Below are 21654 nucleotides of genomic sequence, written 5' to 3'. Positions count from 1 at the left end.
GGATGTTATCGTGCGAAATACATTTGCATGAATGTCGATATCATCGTGCACACCAATCCCATTACGGCTGAGACGACTGAAATATTAAGTACCATCTTCTTTGAGTATCGATCAAATGCCTTATCAATTCCTTCTTGCACAATCACTTTCACATCAGCGTTTGTTGGTAAACTTTCGATGTGTCCTTCCAACTTATCCAATCGCGTACCCAAATGATCAACCTTCACATCAAGTACATTCACCTTCCCCTGCAACATCGTAACATCCTTGGTCAGGTCCGTCACTTCTCGCGCTAGCGGCTTAAAGTCTTGCTCCTTAAAATTATCAAACTCCTGCTTCGTCACATATCGATCCATGGTTGCCTCCCGGAACAGTCAACACTGTTACATTTCTCCCCTAAACAACAAAAGGAGCACCGCAGTTGCGGTACTCCAATCAGTATCTTCAGGATAACATATCTATAGCAATGAAACTACTTACCAGCCAAAGCCATCTTGGCTTGCTTGATGCGGATAATCTTACGAATCAAGACACCAATAATTGTGGCCACAACGACCATCAAACCGGCGAACCACAAGAACTCTGAACGTAGCGTTCCTGATGGCAACGTATCACCCGGCACTTGCTTACCAGTCACCAACAAACGGTGTGAGTTAACCCCAACTGGCGTACAACTTACCAATGTCACCAAGTTTTCCTTTGGGTTCAACTTAAAGGCGTTCTGCATCTTATCTGGCTTCATCACACGAATCTCGACAACCTTGTACGTCATCGTCTTGCTTCCAAGCGCTTCGATGTAGAACTTGTCGCCCTTCTTCATCTTACCCAAGTCCGTGAACAACTTTGACGTTGGTAAACCTGAGTGCGCCATGATAGCCGTGTGCAACCCTTCCTTATTGGCTTGTGGCAATGACGTACCTGGCACAATACCGGCACCCGTACGCAACACCTTTTCCTTCACGGAGTTGTAGATTGGCAAACGCAACCCACCAATTTCAGGAATCGACAAAACACCCAATGGCTTACCGGCAATCTTCGTCAAAGAAGAGTTCTTACCTGTCTCCAAATCCTTCTTTTGGTTCAGCTCAATCATCGCCTTCACCACGTCCGGATCCGTATCACCATTTGTGCTTTGCGCCTTCTTCTTAATCTCCTCGTTACGCTTATCAGCTTCTGCCTGCAACTTTGCCTTTTCATTGGCATTCATCTGCGCAGCCGTTGATTGATATTGTTTCACCATTCCTGATTGGTGAGTTGCTTCATAAGCTTGCGTCACAATCGGATATGAGAAAATGCTCAATCCCACAATAAATAGAATCCAGGTAGACCAACTGGCCCCGGCCATAAATTTCTTTTTCTTTTTTGCCATTCTTTTCTCCCCCGAGTTAACAGCTAAATATGTACCCCGCCGATCACCCGGCGAGCAGACTAATCGAAATTAGTCGTTGTTTTGTGCACGGCGCTTCTTGAAGAGCGCAATCAAACCTGCCAATCCTAGCAACGTCAACAAACCACCAAGGGCCGTTGCCGTGTATGGCAAGATACCGCCAGCGTGCGTTGGCGTATCGTTAATTTGTGGCGTTACTGGTTGGGCTGGTTGCTCACGGTAGTTAGCCACCGTGATGTCATCAGCCGTTGCAGCCCCGTTAATCTTACCTGATTGTGTGTTTGACAACGTGAAGTAGTGTGGTTCCGTCATCAACTTGTAGCCTGATGGTGCTTCACGCTCAATCAATTGATAATCACCGCCGGCCAAACCACAGTATTGCAAGTATCCGTCAGGACCTGAGTAGTGGGTCGTGGCGTTGTCTTCACGAACAGTCCACAACACGTCACCCATTGGGTCAGATGCATTTGAGTGCATTGATGCCATTGGCTCACCCATCTTCACATCTTCGTGCATGAAGTATACCCAGCGCGTCTTGCCAGCCTTCACATCGTCACGCAGTTGTTGGATATCTTGTTCTGAGGCTGTACGCTTCATGTTCGGGAAACGCTTTGCTGAATACATCTCAGCGATAACTTCATCAATGTTCGTTGATGTTACCTTAAGTCCCAAGTCGAATCCGGCGCCAGCCAACCCGTTGGTGATGTTACCATTGGCGTCAGTCTTGACGTCGCCATCCGTCTTGATGATTTCCCATCCAGCTGTGAATGTGTGTGTCTTATCGTCGTCTGATCCGCCGTCATACTTCGTGTTGTAATCCAAATCAATCTGGTTGACCAAGTGATCCGCTTGCAACGCCGTGTTACCAGCTGAGTTGATCTTCCAGCTCAAGTTCCATGAACCATCATCAGCACCTTCAGCCAATAACTTTTCAATCAAGGCACCCATTGCTTGGCGCCCTGAAGCCGTCATATCCAACACGATTTCACCGTTTTCAACTGGCTTCGTCCAGTCAACGACACGGGCTGGGTTAGCTGAATCACCTTGTCCAACGAATGTGTACGTACTCTCATGTCCGAACAAGTTGAAGGCTGATGAATCAAAGCCATCGGCCAAGCCAGTTACCTTTGGAGCAGTCGCAGCATCGTAAGCAATCGTCTTGTCATTCAACGTTGACCCATTTTGATCAGTCGTGAAGCCTAGACCTTGTCCAGTCACACCCTCGTCAATCAATGACTTGTCAGTTGCGTGGTTCACTGGGTACAAACCGTTGACCACTTGTGACAATGGCACTGACTTTTCCTCGCCATTTTGCGTGTACGTCAATGCTAAGTCCATTGACATCCAGTTCACTTGATATGGCATTTCATCAGTCAACTTGTAGCTCGTGTAGTCAGCAATGTTCTTGTTTAATTCAGACGTGATATCCCAAGTAAACTTTTGTCCACGGGCGATACCTTCCTTGTCATCACCAGTACCCTTTTCATTGGCACCGAATGTTTGGTTATCAACCGTGATGGCCTTGTCCACTTGCAACTCATCGTAGTTGACCAACTTCGCAGCGTTTTCGCTATCTTGTTCAGCCGTTACGACCGTTACTTGTAGATCCGTCAAGTAACCCTTAGGGGCCATCAATTCGGCAATCACGTATTGTTGTCCCTTTGAGATAGCGATACCCTTGTTCGCATCAAAGACAACTTGTCCATTCTTATCAGTTGCTTCAATTGAGAATTGATCTGACGTCAAGCCCAACGCAGCAGCGACCAATGCGTCGGCCTTCGTTGGTGTCTTTTCAATATCCTTAATCAATTGTGGCAACACTTCGTTCAACTTATCTTGTACTGAAGCTGGTGCCAGCAAAATTTGCGCACCGCCCAAGACCTTCTTCGTTTCCGCATCAGTCTTCTTAATCGTTACGGAAGCCGTCTTGTATTGCTTTGTGTAAACGTGCAAAGGTGATTGTGTGTCATACCAGTAATCAGTCTTGGTTGCATTTGACTTACCCATTGGCAAATCCAAGAAGATTGGCATCGCTTCATCTGTACCAGTGGCATCAGAATCTTGCGTGATCACCCATTGTCCGTTTGGCAACGTAACAGTTGTTTCACCTTCGCCATCAGTCGCCTTCGTTGTCTTAGTTGCCAAACCAGCGTCCTTCACAGCCTTCACGAATTGGTCGCGATCAACCACTTCGACGGTCTTATCCAACACATTTTTGTTACCCAAGTTAGTCGTGGCAACACCTGATGGCACATCAACAACCTTCAACAGCTTTGTCCAGTCAATGCCCTTAATCTTAGTCGTGGCAATCTTTGGAATACCGTCAGTCTTAGGGTATGTGACAACCCCAGCTGGCAGCTCGTAAGCCGTAAACGTTGCGCCAGTTGTCGTCTCCCAAGTCGTATCAGGCTCGGCATCTTGCAACGTCTTCATATCCTTTTCTTCACCTGAACCCCACAACTCTGGTGCATTGCCTGGATCAGTATCACTCACATCTGTAATAGCGTGAATCACAACGCTTGTGTTCTTTGGCTCATTGTTGATGCCTGATTTTGCCAACGCATCCCCAGTCGTTAGCAAAATCGGTGCAATCAACGTCCCCATTAATAGTAATGAACGATGCTTTTTCATCCGCGTATCTCCTCAAAAATCATATCCTTATTTTTCGCTCATACTTGACCATGTATGAGTTTTTCTTCACAGTAAAATTCTCACAAAAAAAACGGCGTTTCCGCCGTTTTTGTGTTTCACTTTTCTATTTAATTTGTGCCTGAATTTTGTTATTCGTGGGCATTTTGTGAAGAGTGAAATTTCAACACAGATAACCCAAAAACGGTAATCAAACCTCCATCGATTTGATCACCGTTTTCGTGTTTTTCAACATATCGTAAGAAAGATATCATCGCAAAGGCGGGATCAATCTCGTCTTTCTAATATGTCTTGTCACGTTTTCTGGAATGTATAACGTTATTCTAGCTTACAAATTAAGCTTCGTTCTTCATATCCTTCTTACGCTTCAACAATGCAAGTCCCATTGCCAACAGTCCAGCAATCACTGCGAACAAAGTACCGATTCCACCAACAAGTGGGAACATTGACTTTTGGTAGTTCTCGATATGGATATCGTCAGCCGTTGGCTTTCCGTCAATCTTACCAGTTCCACCGTCCAACACACCTACACCCTTTGAACCCAAAGTAAACGTTTCTGCGTGTGCATAAGTCTCGTTTCCAAGTTGTACTTCGTTGTCAATCAACGCATATCCTTCTGGTGCAGTCTTTTCAATCAAAGCATACTTACCAGCTGCCAATCCGCAGTATTGTAGGTAACCATCATCACCAGTTACGTGAGTCGTTGCCCATGCTCGAACTGGCGTCCAGATAACATCACCCATAACTACACCAGTTGCACCCATGTCCATTTCTGGCATGTATGCACCAGTAGCAGCATCCTTGTGCATGAAGTATAGGACGTTTTGACCATCAGTCTCGTAGTCAGTTGCCGTCATCATAGATACCAACTCATTGTACAAAGAATTAGCATCAGTTGTGTTGTATGCAAGAGCCTTAATAGCATCGTCATCCGTCAAACCTGAAGTGTCATATCCAGTCTTGAATTGATCAGACTTAGCGGCATCCAAGAACATACCTTCCCATAGAGCACCAATAGTTGTTGGTTCACCATCTACAGTTACTGCGTAATTGTACAACGCTTGATCATAAACGTGTTGACCCTTCTTCTCTCCTTGTGAAATTTCACCATGGAAGAAGTTGTTCAACAAGGCGGCACGCTTAACCTTATCGGCCTTTTCAGTACCATTAGGAATTTCAACCGCCAAATCGAATCCTGCACCAGCCAAAGGTTGACCACTACCATCGGTCTTTACGATTTCCCAACCAGCGTCAAATGTCTTAACCGTGTCCTTGTCAGTTGAAACGTCGTAATCGTTCTCAACGTCAAAGTCAACCTTGTTGGTGATATCTGTAGTGTCGTTAATTGAAGCTTGCGCAGCTGAGTTTGCGTGCGCTGTCAAAGCGATGTTCATAACACGCTTAGCAGTGTCAGTTTGAGCTGCGGCCAAAGCTGAGAACAATTCACGGCCTTGTTCTTGAACTGCAATCGTCAATTGACCATCTGCATCCTTAACGGCCAAACGGTTATTCTCTTCAAAGTGGTACTTTGATGACACCCCAGAAACTGTCACGTTTGTGTTCAAGAACGTTTGCAACGTCGTGTCGTTCGTTACACCTGCTACATCCAAAATAGCCTTAGCGGCTGTTACGTTTGCCAACTTAGCGTATGTGCCGTTTGGAACTGTCAACTTCAAGTAGGCGCTGTTCAACGCACCGTTTGCTGTACCACCCGTTGTACTTGGGTTATCGTTGTTACCATACGTGATAGCATGACCCGTCAATCCACCGTTTGATGGGTTTGGCAAGATGTGTTCCAATTCAAACACATCATCAATGCCAGCAACAGCAACCTTGGCAGCTGTCCAGTTCGTTTGGTATGGAATCGTATCGTCAATTTCATACTTCTTGTTGTAATCAGATGCATCCACACTCAAGTCAGATACAATGTTCCAGATGAAGTCTTCACCACGATCAACACCGTTTGTAGTGTCGCCACCATTCTTCGTACCTTGACCAGCAGTATCAGTATCTTCACCTGACCCAATTGTGATACTCTTATCGATTCCTGGCATATAGTTGTTAACATCCCATGTTCCGCCTGAGTATGGTACCTTGACGTCATCTGGCGTCAAAGCTGGCGTAGTATCTGAGTTATCAAATACAATTTGTTGAATTGTTGCATCCAACAAGTAGTGTGGTTCATCAGCGTCAGCCACTACCGGCGTCTTGCTTTCGACAATGTAGTATGATTGACCCGCACCAAGTTGTGTTACTGGATCCAAACCAGTGAAACTTGCCTTACCAGTGGTATCCGTACCCACGGTTTGGATAAAGTTTTGACCAATTTGACCTGCAATTACAGTTGACAAGTCAACATTATTTGCAGATGACCCTTCTGGAAGAGCCGCTGCAATTGCAGCCTTAACGTTAGCCAATTGCGTTTCATCTGCAACGAAGACAGTATAGTAGAAATCCTTTTGTGGCAAATCTGACTTTGAGCCGGTCTTTGTCACATCAACCTTAGCTAATGAGGCAATGTCCTTTGGATACAAGTTCAAGATATTTGCACCATAACCTGAGCCAGCATCACCAAACCAGTACTTATTTGCATCTGGTTCATCTGCCGTAATTGATGCAGCATCCATCATTGGCAAGCTTAAGACCATACCTTGTTGGATAGTATTAATGCCCGCATCCTTTGGCGTATCTGTTTCAAGGATAATCCAGTTTCCGTTTTCTAGCGATGGCTTGTTGCCATCAGAACCATCAAACCTAGCCGCTCCGCTTGCATCCGTCTTATCAACGAACATCTCTACGTGATTTGCATCCAAGTACGTCTTTAATTGTGCTTGGTAATCCATATCAATTGAAAGCGAGTATTGTACAACATAGTCAGTCTTTTCGTTACTTGCATCGTGTGCTGTTGACTTTGCTGGCTCTGCATTCACTTCGATTACGTCTGACCACAACAAGTCTGACCCATCCGTCTTTGTCAAGTTACCGATTTGTACATCTGCAACCTTAGGCGTACTGTTGCTGTTCTTTGGGAATGAAATCAACTTTACTTGTGATCCAGCTGGCCCTACCTTTTCAGGTACTTGATAAGCAGTAAATTCATATCCAGCACCAGCAGCCTTCCACCCGTTAGCTTCCGTGAATGGGTTTGTAGGCGTTGCTTCGTGTCCATTTCCCCAGAACGTATCACCCTTGTGTGATGTGTTTGAATCCGAAGTCAATTGCTTGTGCAAAACAACAGGTGTTGACGTTGGACGTGCGTCCTTAGGTGCAGCCAATGCATCCCCCAATGGTGAAGCCCCAAAAGCAATAGGCGCAACGATTGTTGAAATCAACAAAGCATTCTTCCATTTAGCCATATAGCATATCTCCTTAAAAATACAATCTACCCACTCGTGGCTCGATTTGTTTGTTTTTTCTTTACTCTATAATTGTGCCGAAAAAAAATACCCAAACTGCTATATGCACGTTTAGGTATTTTACATCTTATGTGTTTTATTACAGGTTTGTTACAGTTGTTTTTGAACAAACTCTGAAATTGTGGATTTTTTTAGCGACTTAGTTTTCACGCATATCCGTCTTACGCTTAATGTATGAAGCGATCATTGCAATTGCTCCGATGAAGAACAAGCTCAACGCACCAACTCCATCAACAACTGGCAATACTGACTTCTTGTAGTTCTTGATTGAAGCCCAGTTATCTTCAGACGTGGCATCTTCACCAACGCGACCAGTGATTTGGTTATCAGATGGCATTTGTTGGTTATCACCTGCAGACGTTACCGTTGGGTACTCTGCATTCTTAGACTTACCATTTGCGTCAACATAGAATGAATCGTTAGCACCAATTGTGAACTTCAAGTCATCCATTTGCTTGTAACCCTTAGGCGTGATTTCTTCGTGCAAGACGTAGTTACCATCGGCAACTCCACAGTATTGGAAGTAACCACGATCCGTACCAGACAAGTGGGTCGTTGCCCAACGCTTATCCGTTACCCAGTAGATGTCACCCATTTCCATGTGTGAATCCATGGCATCGACGATTGGTTGCTTGTTGCCACTTGCATCAGCTGCTGCCGTCAAGTGAATGAACCAAACAAATGTTTCCGATCCATCAGCAACCGCCTTACGAAGGACATCGGCTTGACCATTCAAGTAGTTCATTACTTGTGCAATCTTAGCAGCATCGTTACCAGTGAAGCCCATCTTGTCAGCCATGTGAAGCTTAGTCTCATCAGATACGACGTTTCCGTTGTTCTTGTTACCAATCAATTGAGAGATAACATTTTCAACGTTTTCCTTCGTTACCAAACGTCCCAAGTCAAATCCGGCACCACTAACTGGGTTACCCTTTGAGTCAGTCTTTTGGAATTCCCAACCAACCGCGTTCGTTTGTGATTGGTCATACATTGAGCCACCAACATATCCATTATTGTAGTTGAACGTCACAAAGTTGTTGATCATGTTCGTTTGTGGCTTTTCACCATCTGTGATGCCCTTGTTAGTTCCACCAACGTTAGCTTGTGCGGCTGAGTTCGTTTGCGCATTCATCTTGAATACCAAACTTGATGACACGCCTTGATCTTGCGTCAACGTTTCAAACTTGTTAGTTGATGAGTACTTAGTCAAGAATTCCTTTGAGAAGTCGATGGTCATCTTACCATTCTTCAATGCGCCATCACCGGTAGCATCAAATTGAACAGCTTGGTTCTTGGTATCAAATGAGTATTGGCTGTTGTATCCATACATGTGAATCAAATGTTCTGAAATCCACTTGGTTTGGTCAATCAATGATTGCTTGTAGTTTGGATCACCTTCTGCGTAAACCTTACCTGGATAATCAAACGCATTCGCTGCTGCTTGGTCGTAGAACTTGAATGACACTCCAGTTCCCTTATCTGTATCGTAAGGCTTTGAAGGTTGGTGAAGTCCGTCCGACGTCGAGTGGTCAGGTGTGTCACCGTCAGGGTCGACGGCTTGAATCAAAGGTACTAATCCTTGGTTGTTATCAGCCAATGTTGTAACACCGCCCTTACCAAAGCGTCCGTACAATGTCCAACTGTTAATGTTTACTTGGTATGGAATGTTATCAACAATACCAAACTTTGAATACGTCCCCAAGTCAGGGTTAGTTTCAAGGTCAACCGTGTAGTTATAGGCCTTACCACGAGATACACCGAACTGGGTATCGTTATCTACGAACGTTTGACTGTAGTCAGCATTCTTGTTGTCGTAGATTGGATTGTTATCTGCATCATAGCCGTTAACAACCAAATCAGTTACCGCTGCCGGCTTCAAGACGTTGATATCCTTATCCAAAGTTGGCGTATCATAGTTCTTCAACTCGTACTTTCCACCACGGTGGTCAACCGTTACGTCTTGCGTATCCGTTCCGATCGTTTCGTCACCAGTTGCTAGACTTGCTCGTTCAACGTTGCTTGTTGCAACTTTCCATTTGGCAAATAACCGTTTGGTGCTGCGATTTCAAGTACGTAGTATGTTTGCCCTGGCACAAGGTTGTTAAATACAACACCTTGCTCAGCGTTTTCAATCACATCGTACTTCAATGAACCTTCCGATGCATACTTGCTCAACTCAGATTCGATTGTGGCAACCTTGCCAGACAACACCCCCCTTAGAAATTGCAGTTTCAAGCTCTGCCTTCTTGGCGTCCGTCAATTGCATAATAGCAATCGTAGCACCCTTAATGGCAGCCTTAGTTTGTCCGTCTGTCTTAACGACACGCAAGTTTCCAGTATCCGTATAGTTCTTTGGATACAAGTTCAATTCAGAATCAGTATCTGTTCCAAACCAGTTTGTCTTTCCATCTTGCGTCTTCGCATTCAACATTGGCAATGAAAGAATCATTGGCGTTGCAAATGTTTCAATTGAATCACTTGGTTGCGTACCATTCTTGATATCTTCCAAGATAATCCAGTTACCATTTTCTAGATTTTGTGTTGTTTCACCCTTGTCATTAGTAGCGCCAAATGTCTTCGTCTCTACCTTCGCCTTCTCTAACGCAGCACGCAAATCAGTCGCGTCAAAGTTTGGTTGATCAACAAATTCAATTGCATATTGGTTCTTGTCGTCCGCATTTCCTTGCTTTACAGGTGCTGTACTTCCTTCAACCGCAGTCAAAACTTGGTTCCACTTGTACTTACCGTCAGTACCTGGAACGTCTTGTGTTGCGATCTTTGGCTTTCCATTTTCATCTAGGCTGATGATGTTACCCAAATCGAAAGCCGTAAATGTTACGCCAGCTTCCCACTTCCAGTTATCAAACGCGCCAGACGTATCTAGATTTCCATCACCCCAGTAAAGATTTTCCGCATCCTTACCAGCGCCCTCAGCACCAACGGTCTCACGCTTGTGCAAAACAACCGTTGTTCCCTCATCTCCAGGTCGGTTTGCTTGCGCAAAGGCGTCACCCACACCAAACGCAATCGGCGCCACGATCGTACTAATTAAAGCAATATTTTTCCACTTCGCCATATCGCTATCTCCTTAAGCATTTATATCATTTAATAATTTCGATATTCTCTTACGCCTATCAGTTTCGCAAAAAAAACACCCAAACTGCAATGTGCACGTTTGAGTATTTTTGAGTTTGTATGTTTAATTAGTGTTTATCGTCCGGTATTTTTGACGTTTCTGTCGCAACTGTTAAATAATTGTGCCCTTTATTGCCAACTTTGAATTTTTTCGTTCAAAGCCTTCTCAAGATTAGCTTGGCGCTCTGACTTTACCTTGTTCACAATTTCAGTTTGGAGCTTTTGTTGAGCGTCCTTATCCTTTAGGAAGTTCTCATCATCCTTGGCACGATCCGCAAATTGCTTTTTGACTTGGTTAGCAACTTCATCGGTAATCCCGTTGTTGCTATCCTTGACCATCTTTTGCAATTCCTTGACCTGCGCTGATGTGAGCACGTCCCAATCCTTCGGCACCGTCAACACATAATTCGTCTTACCAGTCTTCAACTTTGTCTCGCCGAATAGCATGAAGCGGCTGAACAATGACTTGGCTTGGTACGTCGTCACAATCGTTTCCAACGTGGCCTTATCACCCGTCTTAACAGTCGTTTCAGCGTTTTGCGTCAACGTTTGGTAAGCCTTGTTACCAACCTTGTAAGTGTAGCGGTTTTCACCATTGCTACCCTTTTCAGTGGTAATAAACTTGAAGTCCAACAATTCTGATGCTGGCTTAATCTTTTGGGTCTTATCGAGTGGCACCTTCGTCAACAAAAAGTTTGAGTGATGCGCCGTATACAAACCAACGCCCATCAAAATGGCCAACACCATACCGCTAATAATCGGTACCCATCGAATCGAATCATGCTTTACTGAACGCAAAATGCCAACAACCACAATAACGATTCCTAATACCAATAACAAAATCATGCTATCTTCCTCCGGCTCTTAATATAACTAGTATATCAAAGTCGGCCTACTTTTTGTCCTTTGTGCGCAAGGCATGGGCATAAATTATCAAAGCCCACACGCAAAGCAAGGTAATCATGAACGGAAACGCCGTCTTCTTCACCATCGTCATATCTTCCCCATTGATGATGTCGCGCGCACGAATGCGGGTGTCCAAGCTTGGCGTGTCTAAAACTTTTTCGTCCAAAATTAATTCTGGTGTTTCATACAACGTTGATTGACTCAACTCCGACCGATTGTCAGAGTGAGCGATCGTTGATACGCAACTCATGCTCACCAAGGCAAGCATAATCAGCAATACACGTTTCAACATTTCCATCTCCCTTTAATATCTATCTTTCCAATGGTCTATACTACGTGACCTTCTTGTTGAAAATAAGATTAATTGATACTGAATTCAGGAGTAAATGTGAATTAAAATATTTAATTTTGGATAGGACGGAAATTAGACAGATAATACTGCAATGGTGCGAATTGTGGTGCGTAATCAACTGGTGAAACATCGGCGCGAAGCACGTCTACAATCGCCACATCCAGCGGTCCATCATTTGGTGACCATAGGGTAATCCATGGCACTGCAGTACACCATGCTTCAAACATGGCCCCCATTAGGCCAGACTCTTCTGCAATGGCGACCGTTGGCGTTTGCGTAATCAAACCGAACAGTAGTCCGTGGATTTCATCCGTGACCAATACTTCGTAACCAGACATCGCACGCCAGCATTCACGCAGCGTTGTATCGCGCTTATGACCACTCAGATGCAGGTGCTTAGTGTTCAAATAGTCTTCTTCCGTCACACGGCCAAAGAGGTCGCTAACCATCTCTCTGACCTGTTCTTGCGTTGCCCGGCGGAAATCATTACCAGACGCATGCAACATCAGCATAGCGCCGTTTCTAGGCTTACGGCTAGCTGCCAAACGCCCACTCAAGTGCAAAATCATATCTGGAATTAACATTGCTGGGCACAGCAACAGTTGCGTTAAATCTTGTAGCGCTTTTTCGTCACGCGCTAACATGACCATGCGCTCAGCTGTGTTATACACTTGCTTTGAAATTTCACGCTCACGCACACTATTGAAAAACATTGATTGTGGTAGTTGAATCATCGGTTGATCCTTCAACCAAGCCACGACTGAACGGCGCAAATTCTCTTCAACCAATTCACGGTCACCAATGATGCCACCACCATGTAGCAAAACCAAGTTATCCGGTTGGATAATGCGATGAATTAATGGCAATGCTTCAGTTGTCGCCTCAGCTGGCACCTTCACAATTTGACGTTCCGGCAAATTCGTTCGCAAAAACAATTCCGTGGCATACGAAACTGCGTGATCACCTAAGTCCCCGTGTTCTGGCATACCAATGTAGAAAACCGTAGGCAAGTTCATATCAAGATTTAAAAGTTGTTGTTTTAATTGTGGTCGAATCGTCCATCGCCACATGATACGTTTATGTATCCATTCTCCAAATTTATTAACCATAGTATCTTCCCCGATTTTAAAACTATCTTCTACTATGCCTGATAAATGTGGGAGTTCTATGAAATTTTGAGTGCCAGGAACGACAAAAAGACCATTACTAAATCTCGAAAGAAATAGTAATGGTCTTTAAGTTACCCTTTAACCGGCCGAAGCCAGCCTCAGGTCAATTTTTATTTCGCTTAGAAATTAATCGTACGGCAGTAGATTACTTCTTCAAAGCAGCCCACTTCCAGTCAGTGAACTCTTCGATGTCGCGACCTTCGTTACGAGTAACTTCGAAGTGCTTTGCCAAGATGTCATCCATCTTCTTGTCGAATGCAGCAGCCTCGTCAGCTGAAACAACTCCGTTAGCAGCCAAGACAGCAACAGCGTCCTTAGCTTGGTTGAAGCGGTCCAACTTTGAGTATACACGCATGTCGTAAGTCGTAGTGATGTCACCATCTTCACGGTATCCGTGTACGTGCAATCCCAAATGTTGACGCTCGTAGAAGATTGACTCGATCAAGTCTTCGTATCCGTGGAATCCGAAGACAACAGGCGTTCCTGACTCACCGAACAAAGCGTTGAACTTGTCATCTGACAAAGCGCGCTCGTGGTTCATCTCACCGTTCTTGTTTTGCAAACGGTGCAATTCAACAACGTTTACATAACGCATCTTAACGGCTGGGAATGCATCGTTAACCAAGTTCAAAGCAGCCAAAGTTTCGATCGTTGGCTCAACACCAGCAGATGCGAAGACGATGTCAGCTTGCTCACCTTCAGCAACAGTTGAAGCCCAGTCAATAGCCTTCAAACCTTCAGTTGCCAATTCTTGAGCTTCTTCAACTGAGAACCATTGTTGACGTGGTTGCTTTGAAGCAACGATGTGGTTAACCTTGTGACGCTCAGTAAATGCGCGACCAAAGACAGCCAACAAAGTGTTACCATCAGCTGGCAAGTATTGACGAACGAAGTCTGACTTCTTTTCAGCCAAGTGCGTCAAGATACCTGGATCTTGGTGAGTGTAACCGTTGTGGTCTTGTTGGAATACAGTTGAAGTTGAAATCAAGTTCAATGATGGGTAATCGTTACGCCATGATTGCTCTGAGGCGTGACGCAACCACTTGAAGTGTTGAGTAATCATTGAGTCAACTACACGTAGGAATGATTCGTATGATGCAAATACACCAACACGACCAGTCAACGTGTAAGCTTCCAACCAACCTTCAGCTTGGTGCTCTGACAATTGAGCGTCCAAGATACGTCCCTCGTGGGATTCGTATTGGTCGTTTGGCTCCTTAACTTCTTCCATCCATTGACGGTTCGTTACTTCGAACATGTCCCATAGACGGTTTGACATCGTCTCGTCAGGTCCGAAGATACGGAATGACGTTGGGTTCATCTTTGAGATTTCAGCGAAGAATCCTGACAACACGTTCATGTCCATGTTGCGCTTTGAGTCAGCCAATTCAGTTCCACGGTTTGACTCGTTGATGTCGTTAGCGAATTGCTTCCAATCTGGCAAAGCCAAATCTTGAGCTTCTTCACCGCGACGACGTCCACCGTTAGCGATTGGGTTTGAAGCCATACGCTTGTCACCCTTAGGTGCCATTTCAGCCAATTCTGACTTCAATGAACCATCTTCGTTGAACAATTCAGCTGGCTTGTATGAGTTCATCCACTCTTCGAATTGTGGCAACGTTTCCATCTTCTTTGATGACAAAGGAAGTGGAACTTGGTGGGCACGGAATGAATCTTCGATTGGCATTCCTGATTGGTCGTGAGTAGGACCACCCCAACCCTTTGGCAAACGAGCGATGATTACAGGCCATGCTGCAATTTCACCGTCTTCGTAACGACCGTTCTCACGGGCGTCCTTTTGGATTGCTTGGATGTCTTCGATAGCTTGGTCCATAACCTTAGCCGTAAGCTCGTGGTATGCCATGTAGTCGTGGATGTCATCGTTTTCGATGAAACGTGGTGACCATCCCAAACCTTCGAAGAACTTAGTGATCTCTTCATCGCTCATACGTGAGAAGATCGTTGGGTTTGAAATCTTAAATCCGTTCAAGTCCAAGATTGGCAAAACTGCACCGTCGTTCTTAGGGTTCAAGAACTTGATTGAGTGCCAAGCAGTCATTGAAGGACCAGTTTCAACTTCACCGTCACCGATAACAGTAAATGCGATTTGGTTTGGGTTATCCAAAACGGCACCAGTTGCGTGTGACAATGAGTATCCAAGTTCTCCACCTTCGTGCAATGAACCTGGCGTTTGTGCAGTCATGTGTGATCCGATTCCACCAGGGAATGAGAAACGCTTGAACAAACGTGACATACCCTCAACATCTTGAGTGATTTCAGGGTAGTTTTCAGTGTATGAACCGTCCAAGTATGAGTTCGTAACCATAACTTGTCCACCGTGACCAGGTCCACCGATGTAGAACATGTCTAGATCGTACTTGTTGATCAAACGGTTTGCGTGTGCGTAAAGGAAAGTTTGTCCTGAGATAGTACCCCAGTGACCGATAGGCTTAACCTTAACGTCTTCCACCGTAATTGGTGTGTTCGTAACTGAGAACAATGGGTTGCTCTTCAAAAAGATCATACCTGCTGAAAGGTAGTTGGTAGCACGCCACCAAGCATCAACCTTAGCAAGGTATTCCTTTGAATCAAAATCTACTGCCATTTTGATTAAATCTCCTTATAATTTTGAGAAAAGGTTCAATCGCAGAAGTTATCTTCTGGATTACAAATACTATAATAACAGATTTCAAAAATTGGTACAATAAAAAGCACAAAATTGGTGCGGTCCAATTTTGTGCTTTGCTTATTTTTCACCCGTAAAGCCTGATATAATCGCTTTCCTGGCCAAATGTGAACAATTTATGAATTTTGAATTATTCGCCGTCCAAACTGACGAAACTGTTATAACGCATGTACTTGTAGTGCACACGCATCGTTCCAACTTCAAATGGCGTCCCGTCATCCAGGAAGTAAATTCCGGCCATCACACCGACAGGTTCAACTTCACTCAGTTGCAAGTGGCTACGATCATCTTCATCAGATGGTTCAACCGTCACCGTCATAAATGACTTCGTAACAGCCTTTTTTGTCGTTGCTTCTGCATAGTGGAACATTGAGTGGCCCAAGTCTTCGCTAGTCAAATCTGGTAGCAGCTTAACTGGCACCAAGGCGTTCTCAATCATGAACGCTTGGTCTTGCAACTTACGCAAACGCTTGATGCGATAAACCTGCTCACCAGGTTCCAAGAACAGCGCCAAACGCGTTTCTTCGTTAGCCTCTTCCGTTTCAAATGACAACAATTGGATGGCTGGCGCTTCGCCGTTAAAGCGGAACGAATCAGAAACACCCAAGTTGTTACCAATCGCATAGAACATTGATTGGTTTTTGAGGTAAAGCGGGTTCACGAAAGTTCCTGAACCACGCTTCTTAAAGATAATTCCTTGCTGGGCCAAGACGTTCAACGCGCGCTTGATTGAGCTGCGTGACACGTCATAAGACAAGGCCAATGAGCGTTCGTCTGGCAATTTCAAGTTTGGGAATTCGCGGTTGTAGATACGCTCCTTCAAATCCCCAAGTACTTTCATGTACAGTACTTCAGTCGGCATTTGTCTATGCCCTCCCGTTTTTAAGTCGGTCTTATCGTAACACAAAAGTGGTCCAACCAAAAGTTTTGGTTGGACCACTTTTTAAATTTATGCGTTAGTTCGTTGCTTAAAGAGTTGGGTTAATCCTAGTGCTAAGACGACCAAACCGTTCGCAATCCAAAAGGCGGCGTGAATACCAGCCAAATCGGCACGCGCTTGCGCCATTTTTGCCGGTGCGCCCAATGAAACTAGACTGTAAACCGTAATCAAAGCGGCGGTTCCAAACGAGGCGGCAACCTGACGAATCGTCGTATACATCGCTGATCCATCGGGCACCATCTCACGTGGCAATGAGTTAAAGGCCTCAGTTTGAATTGGCATCGTGACCATAACCAAACCAAGTTGACGGATGAATTGTCCAACCGCTGGCAACCAGATTGGTGAATCCAGTTGCAACGTGGCCAACACAATTGTTCCAATCACCACAAACACCAACCCGATTGGAGCCAAGCGCTTCACACCGAACTGGTCGTACCATTTACCTGATGTTGGCGATAGGAATGCCGTAATCAAGGCACCCGGTAGCAAAACCAACCCCGAAATAAAGGCTGATTGGCCACGGACGGTTTGCATGTAAAGTGGCAACATCAAGGCACCACCATACAACGCAGCCATCAAGACCACGTTAATCAATGTTGCCATCGTAAAGTTGTGGTACTTGAAGACATCAAAGTTCAACAATGGCATCTTTGAGTGGGTTTGTTGATAGACGAACAACGCCGTTACGACAATACCGATTAACAAAAATGCCCAAACGTCAGGACTTAGCCAGTTACCCGTACCGGCGTTTGAGAATCCGTATAGCAAGCTTCCCAATCCGATACTTGAAAGGACCATCCCCAAGAAATTGAACTTCAAGAACTTTTGTTCACCGATGTTCTTCAAGAAAATAAAGGCCAAAATCAAATCAATAATAATTAGTGGCGCAATTCCTAAGAACAACCAACGCCATGAGTGGTTCGACACCACAAATCCAGATAGCGTTGGTCCGATGGTTGGCGCAAAGTTCAACGCCAACCCGATAATTCCCATCGCTTGACCACGACGGTCAGCGGCGAACAGATTCATCACGACCACATTCATCAACGGTCCGAACACACCTGCGCCGGCCGCTTGAATCATACGTCCCATAATCAAAATGGGGTATGACGGTGCGAACCCTGCAACCAAGGTTCCCACTGCAAATACAAATACCGCACTTAAGTACAACGTTCGCGTCTTAAGGCGTTGAATTAAGAAGGCTGTTAACGGCACCATCACACCATTCACCAACATGTACCCATTCGTCATCCATTGACCAAGGGCTGTTGAGATGTGAAAGTCTGCCATGACTTGTGGCAAGGCCGTGTTCATCAACGTTTGATTCAAGAATCCCAAAAAGACTCCCGCAATCAAGATGATCAAGACACCTCGCTCTTTCTTACTAATTCCGTCCATATAGCCTCCTTATATTTTTAATTTAGATAATCAGTTCCTGCCCACTCTGCTTCAAACTGCGCCACGAATTCATGCATAATCGCATCGCGCTTCGCACCAATTCGCTTTCCTTCGTCAGTATTGAGGTAATCCTTGAGCAAAAATAGCTTTTCATAGAAATGGTTAATCATCGTTTCGCCCGTCGCATCACGATAATCGGCCTTCGTCTTCAAATCGCGCGGTGGCATCGTTGGGTCATACAAAATGTGGTGCTTTTGGACACCATATTGAATGACACGAGCCACAGCAATCGCGCCAATCGCTTCAAGGCGATCAGCATCTTGCACGATTTGACCAGCCAATGTGAGTGGCTCTGGGTTGCCGAAACGTTGCTTGCTCCATGACATGTTATCGATAATTTGGAAAATCTCAGCCTGTTTAGCCTCATCAATACCATTATCCGTCAACATATCCACAGCTGCTTGTTTGGCGCTTGTGACATTTTTAAATAACTTATCGTCATACGTATCATGCAACGTCGCCGCAGCCACCGCGATAAACTCATCCGCCGTTGGTTCCGTCGTCAAAATGTGCTTAGTCAGCGCCACAACACGATCAATGTGGGTCGTATCATGCCCTGATTCATCCCCGCCAAGCACCTTTTGCATAAAAGCAGTAATAGCAACCAATTGTTGTTCTTCTGTTTTTGTCATCATTATTCCCCGAATTTTATTAGCGTCGACCGATAATCGCGGTCAACATGTACATGATAAATGTCGCTGCCAACACACCGCCAAAGAAGTAGGCGATTGGTCGGCCAACGGTTTCCCAAATAATAAACGCATCGTTAATCCATAGGCCAACACCCAAGGCGACGATGGTCAAAAAGATAAAGTAATACAACGCCCCACTCTTTGTGTTTTGCCAATCGGCATCACTCAGATTCAAGGCTAAACTCAAGTTCAAAATGGCATAAATCCATAGTGCCACTTGCCACCATGCGGTATTCAGCCAAACGCTACTACCGTCGTGAAACCCAATTAGTAGTTGTGGCCACAATAGCTTCGTTAACCCCCAACTAGTTAAGGCAATCCCAAAAATGGGCGCCATCCCGATGAAAAAGTTTCCCAGTTGTTGGTACTTATTCTTCGGATTCCAGGCGTGTGACACATACCCCATGCGGTTCTCGTTGCCTTCCTTAAACGGATTTTGGAGCAACTTAATTTTATCGACATGGTGACCGAAGATGATCGACATCACCGCATGCGAAATTTCATGAATCATCACGCCAAACCAGCCAAAGATGAGCGGTGCATTCATGCCAAATGCGCGCATCAAATGTTGGTTTGTACGGGTTGTCACTACTGAAATCAAGGTACTACCAATGAGTGGCAACACGAAGAAAATGCCAATGACGAATACCCAAGTTTGCCAAATAATCGTCCAGCTCATGGTTAGTCAGCCGTGCGAATATCCGCAAACTTAGCGTGGACGAATTCAGCCAATTGCTCGGCATCCAAACGAATTGAACGGCCCACTTCACCAGCTGACAACGTGATTGTACCGGCTTCCTTGGCACTGTTATCAAAGTAAATTGGGAACTTCTTCGTTTGCCAGATACCAACTGGGTTATTCGCACCGTGAATGTAACCAGTTGTCTTTTGCAAATCCTTCGTTGGAATCATGTTGACCTTCTTGTTACCTGAAACGGCCGCCAACTTCTTTTCGTCCAAGTGGGCATCCATTGGCACAATACCGATAACTGGGCCAGTGACATTTCCAATCAAAGCCAATGTCTTGTAGATATCATGGTCAGTTAGGCCATAATTATCCAACTCGGCTTGGTCACGGTTCATACCGCCAGCAAACACAATGCTTTCATATGGAATCTTAGCCTTATCAAGAATTTGCTCGACAAGGATCTTCTTAATACGCTCTTTCTTAGCCATGATTATCTCTCCATTCTTCAGAACACTTCTCACTAAATCTAGTATCTATTAATATACGCTTAAATGGTGTACACTAAAAGTCCGACTAACCCTTCATGTACTTTTGAGACGTATTTCTCGGCTTTTAGCCAGGTACATGAAGAAAGGCCCGTACGTTTTGCGACGTACGGGCCCTTTTTATTTTCTATTGATTACTTGCGCAATTCCATTTCGATTTCTTCAAGTGACTTACCGCGCGTCTCTGGCACGAGGTAACGAACGAAGAAGATTGAGATGAAGGCAAAGACTGCGAAGACCCCGAATGGTCCACCCACGTTGTTGTGGAAGACGGCCAACAATACCAAGAAGAATTGTGACACCAAGAAGTTTCCAATCCAGTTGGCAGCTGAACCGATTGATGAACCGATTCCACGCACTGACATTGGGAAGATTTCACCAATCAACAACCAAGCGATTGGTCCCCATGAAATGGCGAATCCGAAGATGTACGTTGCAATCAACAACATCGTTGGAATAGCAGCCGTTTCAACTGATACCGTGTAGTTCAAGACCGTCAAGATAGCCAAAGCGACCGTCATAACGATTGAACCAAACGTCAACAACGTCTTACGGTTGAAGTTATCCATAATCATCGTTGCCAAAATCGTCACTACGAAGTTAACTACACCGATTCCAACTGAAATCCAGATGGCGTTGGCTTCGTTAAAGCCGAATCCCTTGATAAACACTTGTGGCAAGAAGTAAATCACTGAGTTGATACCAACCAATTGTTGCAAGAACATAATTCCAACAGCAACAATCACGGCTGGACGGGCGATTGTGAACAAGTCCTTCAACCCACCCTTTGGTTGCTTATCAACTTCAGCCATGGCAGCCAATTCGGCTTCAACTGATTCACCTGACTTGGCGCGCAAGTGAGTCAACACGCGCTCTGCATTTTCCTTATCACCCTTCGCAAACAAGAAACGTGGTGATTCTGGTAGCAACAAGCCACCTACGAACAACAATACGGCTGGAATCAAAGCTGATCCAAGCATCCAGCGCCAAGTCACGGATACCCATGAAGTCGTGGCCCAAGAAACCAAGGTTAGACACGTAGGCCAACAAAATTCCGGCCGTAATCATCAATTGGAACATTGACCCCAATGAACCACGGTGCTTAGCAGGTGCCAATTCAGCCAAGTAAGCTGGCGTCAACGCTGAGGCTGACCCAACGGCCAATCCCAACACGATACGGGCGATGGCCATCGTACCGAAGCCAGTGGCAAACGCCGTCATCAATGAACCGGCGATAAAGAACAAAGAAGCCAAAATCAACAACTTCTTACGACCAAAACGGTCAGCCAAAGGCCCAACCCCAAGCGCACCAGCCGTAGATCCAATCAACACGGCTGACGTTACGAAACCAGTTTCAGCAACCGTCAACTTAAAATTGCTTTCAATCAATGGAGAGGCTCCTGAAATAATTCCTGTATCAAATCCAAAGAGCAAGCCTCCCAATGCCCCAAAGAAGAAAATAAACCAAACGTTAATCTTCATAATGCGTTCCCTCACAATTTGTCCCGGATTATTCATGCACTAAATTTTTAACCACAGCTAAATCAGTAAAATACGATAAATCACCTTGAAACTGCCAGTACCTTGGCACGGTTTCAGGGTGTTTTTTTCGATTGGGCGTTTTTTGAGAA

The 21654-nt window shown here is 45.1% G+C and carries 16 protein-coding genes and 1 pseudogene; all 17 read right to left on the bottom strand.

Annotated elements, in window-relative coordinates; translation table 11 throughout:
- Nucleotides 1-5: 5 nt before the first annotated feature.
- Nucleotides 6-356 carry a hypothetical protein gene (locus C6P11_RS01090; RefSeq protein WP_135518037.1) on the bottom strand — a complete coding sequence of 117 codons (351 nt, stop codon included), beginning with the start codon at nucleotides 354-356 and terminating at the stop codon, nucleotides 6-8.
- Between the two features lie 116 nt (nucleotides 357-472).
- Nucleotides 473-1369, bottom strand: a complete 897-nt coding sequence (locus C6P11_RS01085; protein WP_135518036.1) for a class C sortase — start codon at nucleotides 1367-1369, stop codon at nucleotides 473-475.
- Nucleotides 1370-1438: 69 nt separating this feature from the next.
- Nucleotides 1439-4018 carry a SpaA isopeptide-forming pilin-related protein gene (locus C6P11_RS01080; RefSeq protein ID WP_135518035.1) on the bottom strand — a complete coding sequence of 860 codons (2580 nt, stop codon included), beginning with the start codon at nucleotides 4016-4018 and terminating at the stop codon, nucleotides 1439-1441.
- A gap of 353 nt (nucleotides 4019-4371) precedes the next feature.
- A complete protein-coding gene (locus C6P11_RS01075) occupies nucleotides 4372-7392 on the bottom strand; it encodes a prealbumin-like fold domain-containing protein (RefSeq protein ID WP_135518034.1) in 3021 nt (1006 codons plus the stop codon).
- A 199-nt stretch (nucleotides 7393-7591) separates the two neighbouring features.
- Nucleotides 7592-9376: a hypothetical protein gene (locus C6P11_RS01070; protein WP_135518033.1), complete on the bottom strand. Its 1785-nt coding sequence runs from the start codon at nucleotides 9374-9376 to the stop codon at nucleotides 7592-7594.
- Nucleotides 9377-9447: 71 nt separating this feature from the next.
- Nucleotides 9448-9660: a prealbumin-like fold domain-containing protein gene (locus C6P11_RS01065; protein WP_135518032.1), complete on the bottom strand. Its 213-nt coding sequence runs from the start codon at nucleotides 9658-9660 to the stop codon at nucleotides 9448-9450.
- Nucleotides 9629-10528 (bottom strand): pilin N-terminal domain-containing protein, encoded by a 900-nt coding sequence (locus C6P11_RS01060; protein ID WP_135518031.1) that lies wholly within the window; start codon nucleotides 10526-10528, stop codon nucleotides 9629-9631. The genes C6P11_RS01065 and C6P11_RS01060 overlap by 32 nt, the downstream gene beginning before the upstream one ends.
- Before the next feature lie 188 nt (nucleotides 10529-10716).
- Nucleotides 10717-11433 (bottom strand): DUF4811 domain-containing protein, encoded by a 717-nt coding sequence (locus C6P11_RS01055; protein ID WP_135518030.1) that lies wholly within the window; start codon nucleotides 11431-11433, stop codon nucleotides 10717-10719.
- A gap of 46 nt (nucleotides 11434-11479) precedes the next feature.
- A complete protein-coding gene (locus C6P11_RS01050) occupies nucleotides 11480-11785 on the bottom strand; it encodes a hypothetical protein (RefSeq protein WP_135518029.1) in 306 nt (101 codons plus the stop codon).
- A 110-nt stretch (nucleotides 11786-11895) separates the two neighbouring features.
- The gene (locus C6P11_RS01045; protein WP_135518028.1) at nucleotides 11896-12954 is read right to left on the bottom strand and encodes a polysaccharide pyruvyl transferase family protein; all 1059 of its coding nucleotides are present in this window, start codon (nucleotides 12952-12954) and stop codon (nucleotides 11896-11898) included.
- Nucleotides 12955-13159: 205 nt separating this feature from the next.
- Nucleotides 13160-15619 (bottom strand): phosphoketolase family protein, encoded by a 2460-nt coding sequence (locus C6P11_RS01040; protein ID WP_135518027.1) that lies wholly within the window; start codon nucleotides 15617-15619, stop codon nucleotides 13160-13162.
- A gap of 211 nt (nucleotides 15620-15830) precedes the next feature.
- Entirely contained in the window at nucleotides 15831-16562 is a 732-nt protein-coding gene (locus C6P11_RS01035) for a GntR family transcriptional regulator (protein ID WP_135518026.1), read from the bottom strand.
- An 87-nt stretch (nucleotides 16563-16649) separates the two neighbouring features.
- The gene (locus C6P11_RS01030; protein ID WP_135518025.1) at nucleotides 16650-18038 is read right to left on the bottom strand and encodes a DHA2 family efflux MFS transporter permease subunit; all 1389 of its coding nucleotides are present in this window, start codon (nucleotides 18036-18038) and stop codon (nucleotides 16650-16652) included.
- A 17-nt stretch (nucleotides 18039-18055) separates the two neighbouring features.
- Nucleotides 18056-18730, bottom strand: a complete 675-nt coding sequence (locus tag C6P11_RS01025; RefSeq protein ID WP_432430730.1) for an HD domain-containing protein — start codon at nucleotides 18728-18730, stop codon at nucleotides 18056-18058.
- Nucleotides 18731-18749: 19 nt separating this feature from the next.
- Nucleotides 18750-19469, bottom strand: coding sequence for a hypothetical protein (locus C6P11_RS01020; RefSeq protein WP_135518023.1), 720 nt, complete (start codon nucleotides 19467-19469; stop codon nucleotides 18750-18752).
- 2 nt (nucleotides 19470-19471) lie between these two features.
- Nucleotides 19472-19966: an aminoacyl-tRNA deacylase gene (locus C6P11_RS01015; protein ID WP_004560088.1), complete on the bottom strand. Its 495-nt coding sequence runs from the start codon at nucleotides 19964-19966 to the stop codon at nucleotides 19472-19474.
- A gap of 191 nt (nucleotides 19967-20157) precedes the next feature.
- Nucleotides 20158-21505, bottom strand: a pseudogene (locus C6P11_RS01010) (sugar porter family MFS transporter).
- Nucleotides 21506-21654: the final 149 nt, after the last annotated feature.

This window comes from Weissella confusa (assembly GCF_004766315.1).
Classification (GTDB): domain Bacteria; phylum Bacillota; class Bacilli; order Lactobacillales; family Lactobacillaceae; genus Weissella; species Weissella confusa_A.
The sequence above is the reverse complement of the archived record's forward strand: the minus strand, read 5'-3'. Positions and strand labels throughout refer to the sequence as shown.